We start from the raw sequence: 19,932 nt of genomic DNA on the forward strand, positions 1-19,932 counted from the left end.
GTATCTAATCCGTTCTGCGACGAATCAGCAACAGGGCCAATTGGCGGTCCCTGTGGCAACCCTGTTGGTATCGCAACCCGTTCAGCTGGCGAGTTCGTGCGCGACCACGCGGCTGGCGGGGAAGTGGAGCGTGGCGGTGGTGCCCTTGCCGCGGGCGCTGGAGAGGCTCAACTGGCCCTGGTGCAGCTCGATCATGCGCCGGACCAGCGGCAGTCCCAGACCGGTGCCTTCATGGCGGCGGGCGAGCCCCTGGTCGACCTGGCCGAAGGGCGAGAGCGCGATCGGGATCTCCGAAGGATCCATGCCGATGCCGGTGTCGCGCACCACGATATCGACGCCGTCCGAATGGCCGCTTGGCGTGTAGCTCGGCCGCACCGAGATGACGACGCGGCCGCCGGCCTCGGTGAACTTCACCGCGTTGGTCAGCAGGTTGTTCACCATCTGCTTGACCCGCAGCTCGTCGGCCCAGAGCCGCGGCATCGCCTCGGGCAGGTTGCGCTCGATGGTGATCCGGCCGCGCTGGGCGCGCTCGGCCACCACCTTGATGCAGCCGGTGATGACGCGGTCGAGATCGACCGCCTGGTCGGAGAGATTCATCTGACCCGCCTCGATCTTCGAGAGATCGAGAATGTCGTTGATGATCTTCAAGAGGTCCTTGCCGCTGTTGTGGATGTCGTGCGCGTAGTCGACATAGCGGTCGATGTCGGCGCCGAACATCCGCGAATTGATGATCTGCGAGAAGCCGATGATCGCGTTCAGCGGCGTCCTGAGCTCGTGCGACATGTTGGCCAGGAACTCGGACTTGGCGCGATTGGCGAGTTCGGCGGTCTCCTTGGCGTGGCGGAGGTCGCGCTCCTGGCGCTTGCGGTCGGTGACGTCGCGCAGGATCAGTGCGAAGGCGAGCTCGTCGTCGGTCGCGAGCTGGAACACGGAGGCCTCCGCCGGGAATTCGCTGCCGTCGCGCCGGAGGCCGAACATCTCCTGCTGGGTGTCGAACTCGGTGGCCCAGGCGGTGCCGGCGGCGCGGCGTCCATCCTGCGGCAGCAGGCGGGCGCGGATGCGCTCGGGCAGCAGGATCTCGATCGGCCGGCCGATCACCTCGGCGGCGGAATAGCCGAAGACATGCTCGGCGCCACGGTTGAACAGCTCGATCCGGCTGTCGCGGTCGGCGGCGACGATGGCTTCCGGCGCGATCTCCAGGATCGACGCCAGGCGCTCTTCGGAGACCTGCAGCGCGCGCAAAGCGGTCTCGGCGCGGCGCCGCAATTTCGCTTCGGCGCCGCGGCTCACCCATTCGGCCGCGGCCAGCAGAAACGCGAACAGGATGCCGCCCGGCAGCAGGATGAAACGCACTTCGCCGAGCTGCAGTCCGTTCTCGTCGGAGGCGATGGCCGCGAAGATCGCGATCAGCGCCACCATGGGCAGGATCGGCTCGAGCCATTGCGTCTGCGATTCCGGTGCGCGCGCGAGCTCGGGCTGGATCGGCTGATTCTTGCGCTCCCAGGCCGCCCAGCTGAGCAGCCCGAAACCCAGCAGCCAGATCGGCTCGGCCAGCGCGCCCGGGAGGTAGTTGGCGCCGAGCATGCCGATGCCCCAGTTGGTCGCCGCGACGCACAGCACGCCGAGCGCGCCGGTCTGCAGCAGGGCGATGAAGCGCTTCCTCGGCTCGGAATAGATCGCAAGCGCGCTCAGGGCGAACAGGAAGGCGGTGCCGTAGAGAAAGGGATAGGCGGCGCCGGCGACGGCGGCGATGATCGAGCTCGAAGTCGCGGTCAGCGAATCGTGCATCAGCATGCCGAGCGTCGTGTAGAGCGCGATCGTGATCATGCCGAGGTTGGAGAGCGGGCGCAGGAAACCGCTGCGGAGCTCGACCCGGCGGATCGAGATCAGCAGGCCGGCGACGGCCAGCACTGGAAAACCGAGATAGCCGAGGTCGCACCAGGCCGGAAAGCTCGGCGTCTTGCCGAGCCAGAGCTCAGCCACATCCCAGTAGAGCTGTCCGAGCAGCCAGATCGCGCTGGCGCCGGCGAAGCAAAGCCAGGCAAGGCGCTCGCGGCCCCGGAACCTGAGGGCGGTCTGGCTGCATTGCTGGGCCGCGGCGAAGGCGGCGAGGGTCCAGGCGAAGTCAATCAGGAAGGCGGCGCGAAACGAGCCCGGCTCGGTCATCCCGAATTGCAGCACGGCGTAGAGCACCAGCGCGCCGCTCCAGCCGAAGAGAAGCCGGAGGCGCCGCCGCGCGGTCGTATCCTGATCGGGGGTCGCGAGACTGGCGATCGACATACGGGTCCATTTGCGCCGCACGGGATTGCGCGGGCTCCGGCCGATCGTCCCAGAACGCGGTGAAGAAAGTCTTAACCCTTAAGAACAAAGGGTTTTCTTGAATCCCGCAATTGCGGCCGCGGGACTACCCGCGGCCGTTGTCGAAGAATTCCTTCACCCGGGCGAAGAAGCCTTCGGATTCCGGGGAGGTCTTGGCATTGGCCCGGGATTCGGCGTCGAACTGCTCCAACAGGTCGCGCTGCTTCTTGGTCAGGTTGGCCGGGGTCTCGACCGCGATCTCGACGAACATGTCGCCGCGGGCGGGCGAGCGCAGAACCGACATGCCCTTGCCCTTGAGGCGGAACTGCTGGCCGGTTTGCGTTCCGGCCGGGACCGAGACCTTGGCCTTGCTGCCGTCGATGGTCGGAATCTCGATCTGGCCGCCCAGAGCCGCGGTGGTCATGGCGATCGGCACTCGGCAATGGATTCCCGCGCCCTCGCGCTGGAACAGGCGATGCGCCGAGAGCGAGATGAAGATGTAGAGATCGCCGGCCGGCCCGCCGTTCATCCCGGCCTCGCCTTCGCCGGCCAGGCGGATGCGGGTGCCGTCCTCGACGCCCGCCGGGATCGCCACCTGCAAGGTCTTCTCCTTGGCGGTGCGCCCCGAGCCCTTGCAGGTCTTGCAGGCTTTCTCGATCACCTTGCCGGCGCCGTGGCAGGCGCTGCAGGTGCGCTCGATGGTGAAGAATCCCTGGGTCGCGCGCACCTTGCCGTAGCCGTGGCAGGCCGGGCAGGAGATCGGTTGCGCGCCCTTCTCGCCGCCGGAGCCGTTGCAGCTCTCGCAGGCGACCGAGGTCGGGACGCGGATCGTGGCCTGCTTGCCGCCGAAGGCCTCTTCCAGGGTGATTTCCATGTTGTAGCGGAGGTCGGCGCCGCGGCCTCGGGCAGCCTGCCCGCGCCGTCCGCCGCCCATGAACTCGCCGAACATCTCGTCGAAGATGTCGGTGAAGTCGAAGCCGCCGCCGGCGAAGCCCTGGCCCGCGCCGCCGCGGCCCATCCCACCGTTCTCGAAGGCGGCATGGCCGAAGCGGTCGTAGGCCGCGCGCTTCTGCTCATCCTTCAGGACGTCGTAGGCCTCGTTCAGCTCCTTGAACTTCTGCTCCGCCGACTTGTCGCCCGGGTTGCGGTCCGGGTGATAGTCCATGGCGAGCTTGCGAAACGCCTTCTTGATGGCTTCCGGAGCGGCGCCCTTCTCGACGCCCAGCGTTTCGTAGTAATCGCGCTTCATGGTGGAGGTGTCAGTACTCATCTCTCAAGCTTCAGACAAGAAAAAAGGCCAGGGAGTGATTCTCGAATCTCAATCCCTGGCCTGTTTCAACTAGGCATCTGCCTCCGGAGCTTTAGGCGGTCTTGCCCTTCCGGTCATCGACTTCCTCGAAGTCGGCATCGACCACCTTCTCGTCGTTGCCGCCCTGAGCACCGCCGGCGCCCTGGTCGCTGCCCGCGGAAGCGCCGGCATCCGGACCGGCGTCACCGCCCGCACCGCCGCTGGCGTCCTGGCTGGCGCGGTAGAGCGCCTCGCCGACCTTCATCAGCGCCTGGGTCAGGTCGTTGGTCTTGGCTTCGATCGCCGCGGTGTCGTCGCCGTCCTTCACTTCCTTCAAGGCCGCGATCGCGGTTTCGACCGCCGTCTTGTCGGCCGGCGCCACCTTGTCGCCGTTGTCCTTCAGCTGCTTCTCGGCGCTGTGGATAAGCGCGTCGGCCTGGTTCCGGGCCTCGATCGCCGCGCGGCGCTTCTTGTCTTCCGCCGCGTGCGCCTCGGCATCCTTCACCATCTTCTCGATGTCGGCGTCGTTCAAGCCGCCCGAGGCCTGGATGCGGATCTGCTGCTCCTTGCCGGTCGCCTTATCCTTGGCCGAGACGTTGACGATGCCGTTGGCGTCGATGTCGAAGGTGACCTCGATCTGCGGAATGCCACGCGGCGCCGCCGGGATGCCGACCAGGTCGAACTGGCCGAGGATCTTGTTGTCGGCCGCGAGCTCGCGCTCGCCTTGGAACACGCGGATGGTGACCGCGGTCTGGCCGTCCTCGGCGGTCGAGAACACCTGGCTCTTCTTGGTCGGGATCGTGGTGTTGCGGTCGATCAGCCGGGTGAACACGCCGCCCAGCGTCTCGATGCCGAGCGAGAGCGGGGTCACGTCGAGCAGCAGCACGTCCTTGACGTCGCCCTTGAGGACGCCGCCCTGGATCGCGGCGCCGATCGCCACGACTTCGTCCGGGTTCACGCCGCGATGCGGCTCACGCCCGAAGAACTCCTTCACCTTCTCGCCGACCTTGGGCATGCGGGTCATGCCGCCGACCAGGATCACCTCGTTGATGTCGGAAGCCTTGAGGCCCGCATCCTTCAGCGCCTTCTTGCAAGGCTCCATGGTGCGTTCGATCAGGTCGTCAACGAGCGCTTCCAGCTTGGCGCGGGTCAGCTTGACGTTGAGATGCTTCGGACCGGTCTGGTCGGCCGTGATGAACGGCAGGTTGACCTCGGTCTGCACCGCGCTCGAAAGCTCGATCTTCGCCTTCTCGGCCGCTTCCTTCAGGCGCTGCAGGGCGAGCTTGTCCTTGCGCAGGTCGATGCCCTGCTCCTTTTTGAACTCATCGGCGAGATAGTCGATGATCCGCGCGTCGAAGTCCTCGCCGCCCAGGAAGGTGTCGCCGTTGGTGGACTTCACCTCGAACACGCCGTCGCCGATCTCCAGCACCGAGACGTCGAAGGTGCCGCCGCCGAGGTCATAGACCGCGATGACGCCGGAGCCCTTCTTGTCCATGCCATAGGCGAGCGCGGCCGCGGTCGGCTCGTTGATGATGCGCAGCACGTCGAGGCCGGCGATCTTGCCGGCATCCTTGGTGGCCTGGCGCTGGCTGTCGTTGAAATAGGCGGGGACGGTGATGACCGCCTGGGTCACCTTCTCGCCGAGATAGTTCTCGGCGGTTTCCTTCATCTTTTGCAGGATGAAGGCGGAGATCTGCGACGGGCTGTACTTCTTGCCGTGGGATTCGACCCAGGCGTCGCCGTTGTCGCCGTTGACGATCTTGTAGGGGACGAGGTCCTTGTCCTTCTTCGTCATCGGGTCGTCGATGCGGCGGCCGATGAGGCGCTTGATGGCGAAGAGGGTGTTTTCCGGATTGGTCACCGCCTGGCGCTTCGAAGCCTGGCCGACCAGGCGCTCGCCGGAATCGGTGAAGGCGACCATCGAGGGCGTGGTGCGCGCGCCTTCCGCGTTCTCGATCACCTTGACGTCCTTGCCCTCCATCACGGCGACGCAGGAGTTGGTGGTGCCGAGATCGATGCCGATGACTTTACTCATGGAACAGTCCTTTCCTCAGCAATCCCGTCTCGCGGCCCTTCTTTAAGGCACCGCCCAGGGATCCCTATTTCGATGTTTGAATGGCCCGCCCGGACCGGCTTCTCTCGCGCCCATCCCGACAGGTAAACCGCTTGATCCGCAGGGATATATAGGGCCTTGGGGCGCCTTTGCAAGCGACCGGCCGCGGCAAAATTAACGATTGAAGCGGCCTGGTCGAAGGCCGATCATGGTCCTAAGAGGACCGCCGGATTCGGCCGGTCAGGGGAAATTCACCATGATCTCAAGGCGCGGGCCGGGCGGGGCCGACCGGCCAAGACCGGAACCAGGCAGGCCGACCGCTCCCGCTTGCCCGGCGGCCGCGACAGCATGACCCGTCCGGACGACAATGTGCCGGGTGACGTCCCCGCCCCGCAGGAGACGCCGCCGGCGGATACGACGCCGGAGATCCTGCAACGGGAGCCGCTCCATTTCATCGTCGTGGTGCTGCTGCTGGCCGACATCGTCTTCGGCCTGGGACTGGCGGTCTTTGCCGAGAAGGTGCTGGCCTTCCGGCCGATGGCGATCATGGGCTGCGGCCTCGCCGCCCTGGGGCTCGGTGTGCTCGGCTATTTCGTGCTGTTCGGCGGCGGCAAGCGGACCCGCTGGTAGGGGGCTTCAGGCGCCGGCGAAGTGGCGGGTGACCCAGGCGCGGAAGGCGGCGATGCGCGGGATCTCGATCTCCTCGGCGCGGCTCACCAGGTAGTAATGCCGGCCGGAATTGACGCTGACCTCGAAAACCGGGGCCAGGCGTTTCTGGGCGATCTCCTCTTGGAACAGGCGCGGGTCGCAGATCGCGACGCCGCCGCCATTGGTCGCCGACTGCACCGCCTGGTCCGCCGTTTCCAGCACCAGCCCGCGCTCGACCCTTGCGGTGGCGAGGCCAGTCTGCCGGGCGAATAGGCGCCAGTCGTACCAGGGGTCGTTGCCCTGGCGGATATGCAGCAATTGCGCCTTGGCCAGCATGGTGCCGAGGTCCGGCCAGTTCGCCTCCTTGATCAAGGTCGGGCTCGCCATCGGCGTCATCTGGTCCGACATCAACAGATCGACGATCATCTCCGCCGTGGTCGAGCCCTGGGTATCGACCTCGCCGAAGAAGATCGCGAGGTCATGGCCGGAATTGCGGAAATCGACATTGACCGGCGGGGTCTCGATCCGGATTTCCAGGTCCGGATGCTGCTTCTGGAACTCCGGGAAGATCGGCAGGAACAGCCGCCGCGCAAAGGTCGGCGGCAGGCTCAGGGTCAAGGGCGGCTTCTTCGACTGCCGCTTGAACCCCGCCACCACCACGTCGATCCGGTCGAAGGCATCGGTCAGCACCGGGAGCAGCCGCTTGCCTTCGTCGGTCAGCTCCAGGTTGGCCTTCCGGCGCAGCAGCGCCACGCCGAGGATGTCCTCGAGGTTCTTCACCTGGCGGCTGACCGCGCTCTGGGTCACCAGCAGCTCTTCGGCGGCCCGGGTGAAGCTCAGAGACCGGGCGACCGCCTCGAAGGCGCGGAGCGCATTCAGCGGTGGGAGCGATCGTCGTTCCTTGATGCGGGCCATCGCGGCGGAAATCTGCGGCAGAAGCTGAAACCGCGCCGAATGTAACGAGCGCGCGCACGCTTGGAAACGGCTTTCGCGCGATTTCAGATGTTGGCGGTCAGGCCCTTGAGGGCGTATTGCCGGCCGTCAAAGATGTCGGACGCGATCAGTTTCACATCGTTGAGCCAGGCGACCACCTCGGCGTCTTCCGCGGCGGGCTGGTCCGGCAGCGAGACCCGGGCCTGTTCGAAGCCATCGGGCTGGTAGCTGACGACGACCCCGGGCAGCGGGCGGAGCACGGTGTTTTCCAGGGTCCGGCGCGGCGGCAAGGCGAGGTCCAGCATGCTCGGCTGGTCATAGGCGATGAGGTCGAGGATCACCTTGCCGAGGCGGTACATCGGCACGTTGCCGAGCTTGACCGGGCCCTTTTGGCCGTCGATCACCACCAGCGGCGTCGCGGTCGAGCGCGCATACATATCGGGCGTGAAGTCGCCGAAGGTCGAGGCGAGGAAACCGGACTCGACATAGCCCGCGAACTTCCGCCCCAGGATCGGCAGATGGTCGCCGAACAGGATGATGATGGAATCGGGATCGCTCGCCTGGATATGCGCCAGCGCGTCCATCATCTCCCGCGACTTGTAATGCACGGTGTTGAGGTAGGCGTTGACCTCATCGACCTGCGAGTGGGTGTCGAGCACCGCCGGGCGGAACTTCGAGGCGTCGTAGCCCCAATGGCCGTAGAAGGTGACCGTGTAGTCGAAGACCGGGCGCCCGTCGTCGGTATCGGCCAGCTTGTTGCCGACCTGGGCATGCAGCGATTTGTCGGAGAGGAACGGCCCCGCCATGTCGTCCTGGGTGAAATCGGGGAGCGACCAGAAGGTCTCGAAGCCGAGCTTCTCGTAGGAGACCAGGCGATTCCAGAAGCCGGGCGAGTTCGGGTGCGAGGCGACGGTCCGATAGCCGATCTCGCGCAGGAGCCGCGGCAGCGCCGGCAGATGGTCGTTGAAGCCTTCCTCGAACTTCACCGAGACACGGTCCAGCGGGAAGCCGGTCAGGATCTCGAACTCGGCATTGGCGGTCTGGCCGGCGAAGGCGGGCGACAGCGAATGGGTATAGCCGCTCTCGGCCCAGAGCTTCATGAAGCGGGGATCGATCGGCTGCTCGACTCCCGCGGCGGTCAGCGGCGACGGATCCCAGAAGGACTCTTCCAGTATCAGGTGGATGTTGCGGAGTTTCGAGGCGCCGAACAGCGTGCTCGAGGCGGCACGCGCGGCCGGCAGGGCCGCCAGCGAGCCGGCCAGCGCCCCGCCGGCGGCGATTCCGTTCAAGAGGCGGCGGCGGGTCAGCATCACTCGACTCCCGCGGCGGCGCGGCGGCGTTCGATCGCCGCCGAGACGTCATCGGCCTGCGGCGGCGCCTTGCGGGTGGCGACGGCACGGAGGAGCTCCTGGGTCAGATGCACGGTGGCGCCGCGCCAGACATAATTCTCGCGCTGGTCCCAGGGGGTGTTGCCCCAGAATTTGTCCATCGCCTCATAGAGCATCGGGCTCTCGGCAGCGGCACCCGCCGGCAGGATGAACAGGGCGGAGAGCGCGGTCTTCCGCAGCCGCCCGGTCAAGCGCAGGTTGAACAGGAACAGGCCGGCGAGGGCCGCCAGCGGCAGCGCCACGATCGGCCAGCCCCAGACGCCCAGGATGCGGAACAGCGCCGAGACGTTGTAGATGTCCTCCGGCATGATCGGCCGGTCGAGATAGATGATCTTGGCGGCGCTGCCGATATAGATGACGCCGACCAGCACGGTCAGCAGCAGCAGATAGGCCCAGATCCGGCGCGAGGCCCAGAACAGCAGATAGGCGATCGCGAGCAACAGCGCGAAGTCATAGGGCACGCGCTCCCATTGGATCTTCACTTCGAACACCCAGCGCGAGACCGCATAGGCGGCGGCGTAGAGCAGCCCGCTGGCGACCAGCGGCGTCAGCCAGCGCATGGTCGCGCGCAGCCATTTCGGCTCGATCTCGGAGAGGGTGGATGGTCCAAACCGCATGGTCTAATTCCGAGCACCCGTCCCGCGTTTCGGCAGCCTTTTCGGCTCCGGACGGCGCGGAGCCTGACTTAAGGCAAATTCATGGAATTGTCACGGGTTCCGCCATGTAACTGTCAACAACTCAACGTGAAACCGCGGCGAATCCGGCGGTTTTCTGCGGGTGGGAGGTGGGGCGAGGTCCATCAGCCGCACCCCCTCCCGTCCTCCCCCGAAGACGGGGGAGGGGAAGGAAGACTGGGGAAGCGGAGCGCGCTCCGCTTCTCCCTCCCCCGTCTTCGGGGGAGGGCCGGGGAGGGGGTGCCGCAAACTCGATGCGCCGCAGTCAGACCCGCTCGAACAGGGTCGAGAGCAGGATCGACGAGGTGGTGCGGTTGACGCCCGGGAACTTGCCGATCCGGGTCAGCACCTCGTCCAGATGGGCGGAGGTCTCGGCCGTCAGCATGACGATCGCGTCATGGGCGCCGGAGACGGTATAGGCGGCGGTCGCCTCGGGCAGGCCCTTGACCGCGGCCATGGCCCGGTCCTGCATCTTCGGGTCCAGGGTCAGCAGCACATGGGCGGAAACCCCGCCTTTGGCGGCGTCGCTGGCGACGGTCAAGGTATAGCCCTGGATCACCCCGTCCCGCTCCAGCCGGCGCAGCCGCTCCTGCACGGCGCTCCGGGACAGGCCCAGATTCCGCGCCAGGGCGGCGGTCGGGGTCCGGGCATTGGCGCGCAGGAACGCGATCAATTTCCGATCGGTGTCATCCAGATTGCGTTTCGCCATGGGCTGACCGTCGATTCGCCGGGAGGGTCCCCGCTTTTCGCCTTTTCGGCAGCTTCAAGCAAGCCTCGCAAAAGGGCTAGTAACGGCAGCAACCTTTTCCGGAGAAGAATCCCATGGCCACCGCCCGCAAAGTCCTCGTTCTTGGTGCCGGAAAGATCGGCGGTGCCATCGTCGATCTCCTGCACGCCACCGGCGACTACCAGATCACCCTCGCCGACACCGACGCGGCTTTCCTGAAGCAGGCCGCCGGTGACCGCGCCACGCCGAAGCAGATCGACGTCGCCGACAAGAAGGCGCTCATGGGCGCGATGCAGGGCCAGCAGGCGGTGATCTCGGCCTTGCCCTTCTTCCTCAATCCCGGCGTCGCGGAAGCTTGCGGCGAAGCCGGCGTGCATTACTTCGACCTGACCGAGGACGTCGCCACCACCCGCGCCGTGCGCAAGGTGGCCGCGGGCGCCAAGGTCGCCTTCGTGCCGCAATGCGGCCTGGCGCCGGGCTTCATCTCGATCGTCGGCCATCACCTGGCGAAGAAGTTCGACAGCCTGCGCCAGGTGCATATGCGGGTCGGCGCCCTGCCGCAGTTCCCGGCCAATGCGCTCAAATACAACCTCACCTGGTCGACCGACGGCCTGATCAACGAATACTGCAACCCCTGCGAAGCGATTCACGATGGCCGCGCCGTCGAGCTGATGCCGATGGAAGGCCTCGAGCATTTCTCGCTCGATGGCATCGACTATGAATGCTTCAACACCTCGGGCGGACTCGGCACCCTGGTCGAAACCCTGGACGGCAAGGTCGAGAGCCTCAACTACAAGACCGTGCGCTATCCCGGCCATTGCGCCGTGATGAAGATGCTGCTGGAGGATCTGCGCCTGCGCGACCGCCGCCCCTTGCTCAAGGACATCATGGAGCAGTCGCTGCCGATCACCCACCAGGACGTGGTGCTGATCTTCGTGACCGCGACCGGCATGCGCGAAGGGCGCCTCACCCAGGAAAGCTACGCCAAGAAGATCTACGCCAAGGAGATCCGCGGCCACCTGATGAGCGCGATCCAGATCACCACCGCGGCCGGCATCTGCGCCATGGTCGACCTGATGTTCGACGGTCATCTGCAGAGCCAAGGCTTCGTGCGCCAGGAGATGTGCGATCTCGAGCGCTTCCTGGAGAACCGGTTCGGAAGGCACTACGAGTAATCCAACACCCGTCGTCCCCGGGCTCGACCCCAATCCGTCATCCCCGGGCTTGACCCGGGGATCTTTTTCCAGGTCGGCACGAGATGGCCGGGTCAAGCCCGGCCATGACGATTCTTGGATTAAGGCGCCGCCTTCACCAGGGCGCCCAGCATCTCGTAGCAGAGCACCGCTTCGCCGCGATCGGGGTTGTAGAAGGCCTTGGCCTCGCCGCATTGGGTGAGCAGGGCCGTCACCGCGCGCGGCATCGCGAGCGTGGCGTTGAAGTCGTCGGTCAGCACCTGGAACAGTCCGTTCTCGCGCACCGCGTCGGCGATCGCCTGGTCGGCCTCGTCGATCGTGGGTGCAAAGGCGAGGCGCAGTGCCGGTTCGTCCTCGGCGGGTGCGCCTTCGGGCGCGGCGCGGATCGGCGCGGGTGCGCCGGGCGACTTGCGGTAGGAGTCGAGCCACCCCGTCCATAGCTTCCGCGCCTCCAGATAGCGCGCGATGCAGGCTTTGCGCTCATCGGCGCCCAGCGCCACATGGTCGGCAAGGCCGCCGCTCACCTCGGGATCGGCGCCATAGGCGAGGCAGGCCAGGGCATGGCGTCGTGCGGGATCGAAACCGGGCGGGGCTTCGCTGCCGGGCGTCTTCTTCTCGAGGCTGAGCCAGGCTTCGAGCCAGGCCAGGATCGCCTGCAAGGCGACCGAGCCGGATTCGCTGTCGGCCCGCTCGCGCGCCAGCACGATGGCGCCGGCATCGAGCGTCGCATCGCCGCTGTCATTCGGCGCGAAGGCCGCGAGCACCGTGCGTTCGAACAGGAAGACCGAGGCGCCGACGAAATAGTCGCCGGCCAGGCGCTGACCATCGGAAGCCTCATCCGCCGCCGCCGACAAGGCGCCGGTCAGCAGGAAAGCGGCGATGCCAAGACGCCGCCGCGCGCTATTCCGCCTGCTTCTCGGCATCGGCCATGAGCCGCCCGCCCGCCTTAACCATACCCCTACGCCACATCCTCTTCCCCCCAAGAAGCCGTGCCGAAACGCTTGCGGATACCCCAAGAGCCGATAGATTGCCGCCGATTGCAGCCGGCGGCCAGCCAGATTTGCACGCCCAGGGTGCTCAGGGGAGCAGCAGCGACCGCCATGCGACGGACGCGTTTTGGATTGAGAGGACGGCCGAGCCGGTATCCCTTGGCTTCGCCCATGCCGGGCCTGGTCGCGGCATTGCTCTATCCGGTGCAGCTGCTCGTCCATGTCGGACTCATCGGCATCTTCCTCGGCAGCTTCGCCCCGCTGCTGGCGCATCAGATTCCGCCGCTCGCGACCTTCGAAGCCTTCCTGCCGCATATGACCGCGACCAGCCTGCCGCTGGCGCTGCTCGCGCTGCTGTTCCGCCCGCGCTGGCTGGCATTGCTGGGGCCGCTGGCCTTCGCCTGGAACATCGGCACGATCTGGCCCTATCTGCCGCTGGCTTCGACCACGACGGTGGAAGCCGCCGGCACGCCGCTCAAGGTCGTGTCGGCCAATGTCTGGTACCGCAACGACGGCTATGCGGCGGCGATTCATTATCTCCAATCGACCGATGCCGATGTGATCGCTCTGATCGAGGTCACGCCGCAATGGCTGACCGCCTTGCAGGCGCTCTATGCCAAGTATCCGTATCGCATCGACTGCATGCAGAGCACGCCGCCTTGCGAGATGCTGCTGCTGTCGAAGCATCCCTTCGCGCGCGCCTTCGCCGGTCGGATCGACGGGCGCTCGCCGGTGATCGCCTGGGGCGAGTTCAGCTTCGAGGGGCGGCCGGTCACCGTGGCCGCCACGCATTTCGCCTGGCCCTTGCGCGCGGAGACCAACCGCGACCGCGTCATCGCGGGCGGCGCGTTGCAGCCCGCGCTCGATGACGCCTATCCCCTGGTGCAGAGCGAGCAGGCCGCCAACCTCGCGCAGTATCTCGCCGGGCTGGGACCCGATCTGGTGCTGATGGGCGACTTCAACTCCGTGCCCTGGAGCCGCACCCAAGCGGCCCTGCGCGCGGCCACCGGCTTGCAGAACGCGGGGCCGATGGTGCCGACCTGGCCGAGCTGGCAGCCCTCCTGGGTCCGGCTGCCGATCGACCAAATCATGACCCGCGGTGCCCTCACGCGGTTGAGCTTCAAGAGCGGCTACTTCATCGGCTCCGATCATCTGCCGGTCGAGGCCGAGATCGCCGTGGCGCCGGAATAGGCATGCTGTTCCTGCGCTTCTGTCTCCTCGGTGGAATCGTCACCAGCTTCCTGCCGCTCCTGTGGCGGCTCGATGCCCGCTTCGCCGCTTTCGACGCCTTCGCGCTGCAATGCGCGGCCGGCAACCTGGTGCTGGTGGCGGCGTTGTTGGTCTTCCGCCGTCGGCTGCGCGCCTGGCGCGGATGGGCGGTGGCCGGGCTGGTCGCGGCGGGCTGGAGCGCTTACACCGTCTGGCCCGCGCTGACCTATAACAGCCCGGCTGTCGCCGAAGGTCCCGTGCTCCGCGTCGCCAACATCAACATCTGGTGGAACCGGGAAAAGCTCGACGACGTGATCGACTATCTCTCGACGACGGGTCCCGACATCGTCGGGTTGGTCGAGGTGACGCCGAAATTCAAGCCGATGCTGGCGCCGCTGAAGGCCATTTATCCCTACAGCGTCGATTGCATCGACCTCGACCCGAACTGTCAGACGGTTCTGCTGTCCAAGCTGCCGCTCCACCGCAGCTATGCCGGTCCGGTCGGCGCGGCGATGACCTATCTGTCCGAGGGCGAGATCGCCTGGCAGGGCCGTACCATCACCGTCACGGTGACGCATCTCACGCTCCCGTCCCATCTGCCCTATCGCCCGCCGGGCCAGCCGGAACCGCCGCTGCTCCCCGGAACGCCCGCGCTCTGGCAATCGCAGCAGGCCGCCGGCCTGGCGGAGCATCTCGCGATGCCCGCAGCGGCCGGCCAAATCGACCGCATCCTGCTCGGCGACTTCAACAGCGTACCTTGGAATCCGCTGCAGCGCGCCTTCCGCGCGGCGACCGGCCTGGAGAATCGCGGCGTCTGGCTGCCGAGCTGGCCGCGCTGGCATCCTTTCCTCGCCCGCATTCCCATCGACCCCATCTTCACCGGCGGCGCGCTGGCGATCCGCAAGGCCGAGGTCGGCCCGGGTGTCGGCTCCGATCATCGACCGGTCGAGGCGGAGATCGGCTTGAAGCAGGAATGAGGCGCGGATGCTGAGAGGCTTTCTGCTGTTCGTGTCCGTGACCGCGCTCGCCGGCGTCGGCGCGATTTCGTTGATGCCCTTGCTCTGGCGCTGGGTGCCGCAATCGGTGGCTTTGGTGCCGGCCGCGCCGCAATTCGCCGCCGTGGCTTTGATTCTCGGCCTCTGCTTCCTGCTGCTGCGCGCGCGCAAGGCGGCGCTTCTTTCGTTTGCGGTCGCGGTTTGGAACGTCGTGCTGATCTGGCCGGGCCTCGGCGATCTCGCGCGCGCGGCGCAAGCGCAACCCGGCGCCGCGCCGCTGAAGCTGGTCGCCTTCAATCTCTGGTATCGCAATGCCGACCCCACCGCGACCCTCGAATATCTGGCGCACAGCAACGCCGACGTGATCGGCCTGGTCGAGACCACGCCGAAGCTGAAGCTTGCGTTGGCGCCGCTGAAGCTGCTCTATCCCTACGGCATCGACTGTATCGGCGCGGATCCTTCCTGCGAGATCATGCTGCTCTCGAAGCTGCCGTTGCGGCAGCCTTACGCCGGCAAGGTCGACGGCCGCTACCCTTACGTCGCGCAAGGGGAGATCGACTGGGGCGGGCGTCCCGTCACCGTGATGATGACCCATCTCTCCTGGCCGTTCCTGCTGCCGTTGCGGGCGCCGCTCAGCGCGACCGCAGTGGAGCCGCCATTGCCCCGCGCTGCCCGACCTGCCGTTTCTCGCGCAGTCGCAGCAGGCCGCCAATCTCGCGCGCCATGTGAATAAATTGCCGCACGACCTCGTTGTCATGGGGGATTTCAACAACGCGTCCTGGAGCCGGATGCAGATCGCCTTCCGGCAGGCGACCGGGCTCGACAACCGCGGGCATTACCTGCCGAGCTGGCCGACTTTCATGCCGCAGGTTCTTCGGCTGCCGATCGACCAGGTCTTCGTCCGCGGCGGCGTGCAGGCGACTGCGCTGCGGCTCGGGCCTGCCGTCGGCTCGGACCACCTGCCGGTTGAAGCCGAGGTCGCGGTCGGGCCATAACGGGAATTCACGAGACCCTGGGGGATATCGTTCTTGCTGCTTCTACGCTTCTGTCTGTTCTGCGCGGTGGCGCTCACCCTGGCGCCGTTGCTCGCCTTCCTCGACGCGCGGGTCGCCGGGCTCCAGGCCGCGGCCCTCCATCTCGCGGCGATCAGCGCGCTGCTGGCGGTGCCGCTGCTCGTATACAAGCGCCGGCTTTGGGCCCTCGCGGGCATGCTCGCAGCGCTCTGGAACATCGCGCTGGCCTGGCCTTCGATCGCCGCCAATGTGCAGGCCGCCTTCGCCGCCGCGCCGCCGAAGGGCAAGACGCTGAAGGTCGTCAGCTTCAACCTCTCCTACGACAATCCCGGCTTCAAGCCGGCGGTGGACTTCCTGGCCAAGAGCGGCGCCGACGTCATCGGTCTCTCCGAGGTGACTCCGGAAGCCAAGAAGGCGCTCGGCAAGCTCGACGCGCTCTACCCGCACCGCGTGGATTGCATCGGCCAGGACCGGTTCTGCGAGCTGATGCTGCTCTCGAAGAAGCCGCTGCGCTACGGCTTCGCCGGCAAGATCGGCGCAAAGCTCACCTATGTCGCCAGCGCCGACGTCGATTTCCAGGGCAGCGCCATCAGCATCGCGGTGGCGCATATCGTGCTCCCCTTCGTGAAGCCGGACTGGCAGCCGCTGCAGCAATGGCTGACCCCCGACGATCCCTCGCCGCTGCTGCCGAAGACGCCGCGGCTCTGGCAGTCGATGCAGATGGCGGTGCTGGCCGACTATGCGAAGAGCCTCGGCCGCGACCAGATCGTCATGGGCGACTTCAACTCGGTGCCCTGGAGCGACGTCCAGGTCGCCTTCCGCGCCGCGACCGGGCTCGACAACCGCGGCCCCCTGGCCGCGACCTGGCCGACCCGCCTGCCGCCACCCTTGCGCGTGCCGATCGACACCGTCTTCGTCGGCGGCGGCTTGACCTTGCGCAACCTCCACCCCGGCCCCGACCTCGGCTCCGATCATCTGCCCATCGTCGCCGAGATCGGCACGAAAAGCATCATCGCCGAGGCGGAGTAGCGGCTCCCTCATCTTTCCCCGCTTCCGCCACGAGGAAGCCACACTCTTCGCGGAACTTGCCGCGGGGAGTGCGGGGAAGCGCGATGTTATCGTTCTTGAAAGATCACACTGCATTTCGCCATGCCTTTGCGCGGCTGACGGCGGGTACGCTCTGGCTGGGCCTGTGGCTGCTGCTGGCTGCGGCGCTCCTGCCTTGGCTCGCCGGCCTGCCCTGGCTGACCGCCACCCGGGCCTGGATCACGGTGCTGGAAAATCTCCGGCTTCACTTCGCAACCGCCGCCGCCATTGTGGCCATCGCCAGCCTCGCTTTGTGGCGCGGACGCCTGGTGGTCACATCCTGTCTCGTGGTGGCGTTGTGCGGCGCGCCGGTGATCGCCAGCATCCAAGGCATGCCGGAGGTGGCCGTGGAGACGCCGAAGCTGAAGGTCGCCACCTTCAACGTCTGGACCCGGAATCGCGAGTTCGACCGGATCATGGCCTATCTGCGCGAGGAGCGGCCGGACATCGTCTTCCTGGAAGAGGTGAAGGAGAAGCACAAGCAGGTCTTCGCCGCCTTGAAGGACCTCTATCCGACCCAGGTCACCTGTCATGAGAGCACGATCGATTGCGAGACCATGCTGCTCAGCCGCTTCCCGGCGCGGATGCAGCGCGCGGGCCGGATCAACGGCGCCTTGCCGTCGGCCGCCATCGCCGAGTTCGAGATCGACGGGCGGATCCTCACCGCGGTCGCGGTCCATGTCGTCTGGCCGTTCCCGATGGCCGGAGCGGATGCGCAGCGCGAGCAGTTGCTGCATCTCGCGGAATCGCTAGACGCCTTCCAGGGGCCGCTTCTAGTCGGCGGCGATTTCAACGGCGGCGCCTGGGTGCGCAACCAACAAGACTTCCGGAAGCGAACCGGCCTTGCCGGCGAGCCAGGCTATCACCCGACCTGGCCGGCCCTGCCGATCGCGGGCCACGACGTGCCGGACTGGCTGCGGCTGCCGATCGACCATGTCTTCAGCCGGGGCGGGCCGCTGGTCACCGCCGCGGAAGTCGGGCCTGAGCTCGGCTCGGATCACCTGCCGCTGATGACGACCGTGGCCTGGCCGAACGCCGCGACCGCTTCGGTGCCCTAGCCCTGGAAATCGGCGCCTTGCGCCGGCGGCCGCTATTGCGCGACGCTCGACGTGATCGAGGCGATCACCTCGGACGCCTTCTGGATCTGGGCGTCGCGGTCGGCGAGACCATGGCGGGCCTGCACGTAGTGGAAGTCGGTGTATTCGGTCCAGACCTGGCCGTTCGCATCCTGGTAGACCAGCAGGCGGACCGGCCAGTCGATGCCGGATTGCGGGTTCGACGTGATGAACTGGGTGCCCAGCGCCGGATTGCCGAACACCAGCAAGGTCGACGGCCGGGCCTCAATGCCCGCCTCCTGGGCCAGCTTCGCCTGGTCGATCTCGCTGAAGAACATGAGGCCCTTGCCGGCGATGTCCTGCTTCAGGCGGGCGACGGTCTCGTCCATGCCATAGGCGCTCTTCGCGGTGACGATGCCGTTCGCGCTCTTGGTGTTCACGCTCATGGCATTCATGCCCATGGCATTCATGCTGGGGGATTGATCCGAGGAAGCCGCACAGCCCGCGAGGCCCGCGGCCAGGGCGAAAGCGGCGCAGAGGCCGGCGAAACGCGCAGTCATGGCAGAGTTTCCTTGAAGCACGGACCGGGCCCGATGCCCGATCCTCCGCCGCCAAGATGCCCGCGGCCGGCCCGGCGCTGAAATGCCGATCGCCTATCGAACCGATGCCCGCGCGGTGTTTACCATTGCATGCCGGGCATCCCTCCCACCCGCGGAAAACGGCCGCCCAGGCTTGCGGGATGGGCACCGCGCCTCTAGTCTCCGCCGGTCATTTTTTGGAGATTGGAGAGAAATGTCCGACGACCGCACCTATGCCCAAGCCGCGCGTGCCTGGCCGTTCGAGGAAGCGAGGAAACTCGTCGAACGCTACAAGGACGCCGCGCCGAAAAAGGGCTATGTGCTGTTCGAGACCGGCTACGGCCCCTCGGGCCTGCCGCATATCGGCACCTTCGGCGAGGTGGTGCGCACGACCATGGTGCGCCAGGCCTTCCAGCGCCTCTCCGACATCCCGACCAAGCTCTTCGCCTTCTCCGACGACATGGACGGCTTGCGCAAGGTGCCGACCAACGTCCCGAACCAGGAGATGCTGCAGAAGTATATCGGTTTCCCGCTGACCAAGGTGCCGGATCCCTTCGGCACCCATGAGAGCTTCGGCCATCACAACAACGCGATGCTGCGCGGCTTCCTCGATGGCTTCGGCTTCGACTACGAGTTCGTTTCCTCGACCGAGTGCTATCACGCCGGCCGGTTCGACGAAGGGCTGCTGAACGTGCTCCGGAACTACGACAAGATCCAGGAGATCATGCTGGCCAGCCTGCGCGAGGAGCGGGCGCTCACCTATTCGCCCTTCCTCCCGGTGTCGCAGAAGTCCGGCAAGGTGCTGATGACCAAGGTGGTGAAGACCGACCCGGACGCCGGCACCATCGTCTATGAGGAAGAGGACGGCTCTCTGGTGGAGACGCTCGTCACCGGCGGCCGCTGCAAGCTGCAATGGAAGCCGGACTGGGGCATGCGCTGGAGCGTGCTCGGCGTCGATTACGAGATGTCGGGCAAGGACCTCATCCCCTCGGTGGATCTCGGCAACAAGATCTGCCGCGTGCTTGGCTCCAGGCCGCCGGAGGGGTTCAACTACGAGCTCTTCCTGGACGACAAGGGCCAGAAGATCTCCAAGTCCAAGGGCAACGGCCTCTCGGTCGAGGAATGGCTGACCTATGCGCCGCCGGAGAGCCTGGCGCTGTTCATGTACCAGAAGCCGCGCGCGGCGAAGCGGCTCTATTTCGACGTGATCCCGCGCGCGGTCGACGACTATCTCGCCTTCGTCGAGAAGTTCCCGAACGAGGCGCCGGCGCAGCGAATGGAGAATCCGATCTGGCACATCCACAACGGCAAGGCGCCCGAGATCGGCGTCTCGCTGTCATACGGGATTCTTCTCAACCTCGCCTCGGTCTGCAATGCCGAGGCCAAGGAGACACTCTGGGGCTTCATCAGCCGCTACCTTCCCGAGGCGACGCCGGCCACGGCGCCGTTCCTCGACAAGCTGGTCGGCTACGCGATCAACTACTACCGCGACCATGTGAAGCCGAAGAAGCAGTACCGCGCCCCCGACGCGACCGAGCGCGCGGCGCTCGACGAGTTGCTGCGCTATCTCGAAACGGCGCCGGCCGAGGCCACGGCCGAGGATTTGCAGAACGAGGTCTACGAGATCGGCAAGCGCCATCCCTTCCCGGAATTGAAGGCCTGGTTCAAGGCGCTCTATGAAGTGCTCTTGGGGCAGGACCAGGGCCCGCGCATGGGCTCCTTCATCGCGCTCTACGGCCGCAAGGAAACCGCCGACCTGATCCGCAAGGTGCTGAAAGGCGAAAGCCTCAGCGCGGCGTAAGGCC

General features: G+C 66.5%; 18 protein-coding genes. 9 read left to right on the forward strand and 9 right to left on the reverse strand.

Annotated elements, in window-relative coordinates:
• Positions 1–81: 81 nt before the first annotated feature.
• From ACYQ4T_RS17010 to dnaK, 3 genes are all read right to left on the reverse strand, one after another.
• Positions 82–2,280, reverse strand: a complete 2,199-nt coding sequence (locus tag ACYQ4T_RS17010; RefSeq protein WP_459856528.1) for a PAS domain-containing sensor histidine kinase — start codon at positions 2,278–2,280, stop codon at positions 82–84.
• A 124-nt stretch (positions 2,281–2,404) separates the two neighbouring features.
• Positions 2,405–3,568 (reverse strand): molecular chaperone DnaJ, encoded by a 1,164-nt coding sequence (gene dnaJ / locus ACYQ4T_RS17015; protein WP_459856531.1) that lies wholly within the window; start codon positions 3,566–3,568, stop codon positions 2,405–2,407.
• Positions 3,569–3,659: 91 nt separating this feature from the next.
• A complete protein-coding gene (dnaK, locus tag ACYQ4T_RS17020; protein ID WP_459856534.1) occupies positions 3,660–5,621 on the reverse strand; it encodes a molecular chaperone DnaK in 1,962 nt (653 codons plus the stop codon).
• Between the two features lie 366 nt (positions 5,622–5,987).
• Between dnaK and ACYQ4T_RS17025 the strand changes: the two genes are divergently transcribed.
• Positions 5,988–6,269: a hypothetical protein gene (locus ACYQ4T_RS17025; RefSeq protein WP_459856537.1), complete on the forward strand. Its 282-nt coding sequence runs from the start codon at positions 5,988–5,990 to the stop codon at positions 6,267–6,269.
• 6 nt (positions 6,270–6,275) lie between these two features.
• On the opposite strand, the gene ACYQ4T_RS17030 is transcribed toward ACYQ4T_RS17025, so the two are convergent.
• From ACYQ4T_RS17030 to ACYQ4T_RS17045, 4 genes are all read right to left on the reverse strand, one after another.
• On the reverse strand, positions 6,276–7,202 hold the full coding sequence (locus ACYQ4T_RS17030) for a LysR substrate-binding domain-containing protein (RefSeq protein WP_459856539.1): 927 nt from the start codon (positions 7,200–7,202) through the stop codon (positions 6,276–6,278).
• Positions 7,203–7,285: 83 nt separating this feature from the next.
• Positions 7,286–8,530: an LTA synthase family protein gene (locus ACYQ4T_RS17035; protein ID WP_459856542.1), complete on the reverse strand. Its 1,245-nt coding sequence runs from the start codon at positions 8,528–8,530 to the stop codon at positions 7,286–7,288.
• Positions 8,530–9,225 (reverse strand): hypothetical protein, encoded by a 696-nt coding sequence (locus ACYQ4T_RS17040; protein WP_459856545.1) that lies wholly within the window; start codon positions 9,223–9,225, stop codon positions 8,530–8,532. The genes ACYQ4T_RS17035 and ACYQ4T_RS17040 overlap by 1 nt, the downstream gene beginning before the upstream one ends.
• Positions 9,226–9,547: 322 nt before the next feature.
• A complete protein-coding gene (locus ACYQ4T_RS17045; protein ID WP_459856548.1) occupies positions 9,548–9,991 on the reverse strand; it encodes an Lrp/AsnC family transcriptional regulator in 444 nt (147 codons plus the stop codon).
• Positions 9,992–10,104: 113 nt separating this feature from the next.
• Here ACYQ4T_RS17045 and ACYQ4T_RS17050 point away from each other — a divergent pair, with 113 nt between their 5' ends.
• Complete coding sequence (locus ACYQ4T_RS17050) at positions 10,105–11,184, forward strand: saccharopine dehydrogenase family protein (protein WP_459856551.1); 1,080 nt, start codon at positions 10,105–10,107, stop codon at positions 11,182–11,184.
• Positions 11,185–11,303: 119 nt separating this feature from the next.
• Here ACYQ4T_RS17050 and ACYQ4T_RS17055 read toward each other — a convergent pair whose 3' ends face one another.
• Positions 11,304–12,125 carry a DUF4344 domain-containing metallopeptidase gene (locus ACYQ4T_RS17055; RefSeq protein ID WP_459856554.1) on the reverse strand — a complete coding sequence of 274 codons (822 nt, stop codon included), beginning with the start codon at positions 12,123–12,125 and terminating at the stop codon, positions 11,304–11,306.
• A 237-nt stretch (positions 12,126–12,362) separates the two neighbouring features.
• Here ACYQ4T_RS17055 and ACYQ4T_RS17060 point away from each other — a divergent pair, with 237 nt between their 5' ends.
• From ACYQ4T_RS17060 to ACYQ4T_RS17085, 6 genes are all read left to right on the forward strand, one after another.
• Complete coding sequence (locus ACYQ4T_RS17060) at positions 12,363–13,382, forward strand: endonuclease/exonuclease/phosphatase family protein (RefSeq protein ID WP_459856557.1); 1,020 nt, start codon at positions 12,363–12,365, stop codon at positions 13,380–13,382.
• Between the two features lie 2 nt (positions 13,383–13,384).
• The gene (locus tag ACYQ4T_RS17065) at positions 13,385–14,377 is read left to right on the forward strand and encodes an endonuclease/exonuclease/phosphatase family protein (RefSeq protein ID WP_459856560.1); all 993 of its coding nucleotides are present in this window, start codon (positions 13,385–13,387) and stop codon (positions 14,375–14,377) included.
• A 7-nt stretch (positions 14,378–14,384) separates the two neighbouring features.
• Positions 14,385–15,128 carry an endonuclease/exonuclease/phosphatase family protein gene (locus tag ACYQ4T_RS17070; protein ID WP_459856562.1) on the forward strand — a complete coding sequence of 248 codons (744 nt, stop codon included), beginning with the start codon at positions 14,385–14,387 and terminating at the stop codon, positions 15,126–15,128.
• Positions 15,073–15,390, forward strand: coding sequence for an endonuclease/exonuclease/phosphatase family protein (locus tag ACYQ4T_RS17075; protein WP_459858046.1), 318 nt, complete (start codon positions 15,073–15,075; stop codon positions 15,388–15,390). Before ACYQ4T_RS17070 ends, ACYQ4T_RS17075 begins: the two co-directional genes overlap by 56 nt.
• 33 nt (positions 15,391–15,423) lie before the next feature.
• Positions 15,424–16,437, forward strand: a complete 1,014-nt coding sequence (locus ACYQ4T_RS17080; protein ID WP_459856565.1) for an endonuclease/exonuclease/phosphatase family protein — start codon at positions 15,424–15,426, stop codon at positions 16,435–16,437.
• Between the two features lie 83 nt (positions 16,438–16,520).
• Positions 16,521–17,552 (forward strand): endonuclease/exonuclease/phosphatase family protein, encoded by a 1,032-nt coding sequence (locus ACYQ4T_RS17085; protein WP_459856567.1) that lies wholly within the window; start codon positions 16,521–16,523, stop codon positions 17,550–17,552.
• A 32-nt stretch (positions 17,553–17,584) separates the two neighbouring features.
• On the opposite strand, the gene ACYQ4T_RS17090 is transcribed toward ACYQ4T_RS17085, so the two are convergent.
• Positions 17,585–18,109: a DUF302 domain-containing protein gene (locus ACYQ4T_RS17090; RefSeq protein WP_459856570.1), complete on the reverse strand. Its 525-nt coding sequence runs from the start codon at positions 18,107–18,109 to the stop codon at positions 17,585–17,587.
• 232 nt (positions 18,110–18,341) lie between these two features.
• On the opposite strand from ACYQ4T_RS17090, the gene ACYQ4T_RS17095 reads away from it, so the two are divergent.
• Positions 18,342–19,928: a lysine--tRNA ligase gene (locus ACYQ4T_RS17095; RefSeq protein WP_459856573.1), complete on the forward strand. Its 1,587-nt coding sequence runs from the start codon at positions 18,342–18,344 to the stop codon at positions 19,926–19,928.
• The last annotated feature ends 4 nt before the right edge of the window (positions 19,929–19,932 follow it).

The sequence above is a fragment of the Dongia sp. agr-C8 genome (assembly GCF_054658695.1).

What these genes read in the sequence shown, in the direction of transcription:
- ACYQ4T_RS17050 (WP_459856551.1), top strand. Translation starts at nt 10,105, where the DNA reads ATGGCCACCGCCCGCAAAGTCCTCGTTCTTGGTGCCGGAAAGATCGGC.
- ACYQ4T_RS17095 (WP_459856573.1), top strand. Translation starts at nt 18,342, where the DNA reads ATGTCCGACGACCGCACCTATGCCCAAGCCGCGCGTGCCTGGCCGTTC.
- ACYQ4T_RS17085 (WP_459856567.1), top strand. Translation starts at nt 16,521, where the DNA reads ATGTTATCGTTCTTGAAAGATCACACTGCATTTCGCCATGCCTTTGCG.
- dnaK (WP_459856534.1), bottom strand. Translation starts at nt 5,621, where the DNA reads ATGAGTAAAGTCATCGGCATCGATCTCGGCACCACCAACTCCTGCGTC.
- ACYQ4T_RS17065 (WP_459856560.1), top strand. Translation starts at nt 13,385, where the DNA reads ATGCTGTTCCTGCGCTTCTGTCTCCTCGGTGGAATCGTCACCAGCTTC.
- ACYQ4T_RS17090 (WP_459856570.1), bottom strand. Translation starts at nt 18,109, where the DNA reads ATGACTGCGCGTTTCGCCGGCCTCTGCGCCGCTTTCGCCCTGGCCGCG.
- ACYQ4T_RS17070 (WP_459856562.1), top strand. Translation starts at nt 14,385, where the DNA reads ATGCTGAGAGGCTTTCTGCTGTTCGTGTCCGTGACCGCGCTCGCCGGC.
- ACYQ4T_RS17060 (WP_459856557.1), top strand. Translation starts at nt 12,363, where the DNA reads ATGCCGGGCCTGGTCGCGGCATTGCTCTATCCGGTGCAGCTGCTCGTC.
- ACYQ4T_RS17030 (WP_459856539.1), bottom strand. Translation starts at nt 7,202, where the DNA reads ATGGCCCGCATCAAGGAACGACGATCGCTCCCACCGCTGAATGCGCTC.
- dnaJ (WP_459856531.1), bottom strand. Translation starts at nt 3,568, where the DNA reads ATGAGTACTGACACCTCCACCATGAAGCGCGATTACTACGAAACGCTG.
- ACYQ4T_RS17035 (WP_459856542.1), bottom strand. Translation starts at nt 8,530, where the DNA reads ATGCTGACCCGCCGCCGCCTCTTGAACGGAATCGCCGCCGGCGGGGCG.
- ACYQ4T_RS17045 (WP_459856548.1), bottom strand. Translation starts at nt 9,991, where the DNA reads ATGGCGAAACGCAATCTGGATGACACCGATCGGAAATTGATCGCGTTC.
- ACYQ4T_RS17055 (WP_459856554.1), bottom strand. Translation starts at nt 12,125, where the DNA reads ATGCCGAGAAGCAGGCGGAATAGCGCGCGGCGGCGTCTTGGCATCGCC.
- ACYQ4T_RS17010 (WP_459856528.1), bottom strand. Translation starts at nt 2,280, where the DNA reads ATGTCGATCGCCAGTCTCGCGACCCCCGATCAGGATACGACCGCGCGG.
- ACYQ4T_RS17025 (WP_459856537.1), top strand. Translation starts at nt 5,988, where the DNA reads ATGACCCGTCCGGACGACAATGTGCCGGGTGACGTCCCCGCCCCGCAG.
- ACYQ4T_RS17040 (WP_459856545.1), bottom strand. Translation starts at nt 9,225, where the DNA reads ATGCGGTTTGGACCATCCACCCTCTCCGAGATCGAGCCGAAATGGCTG.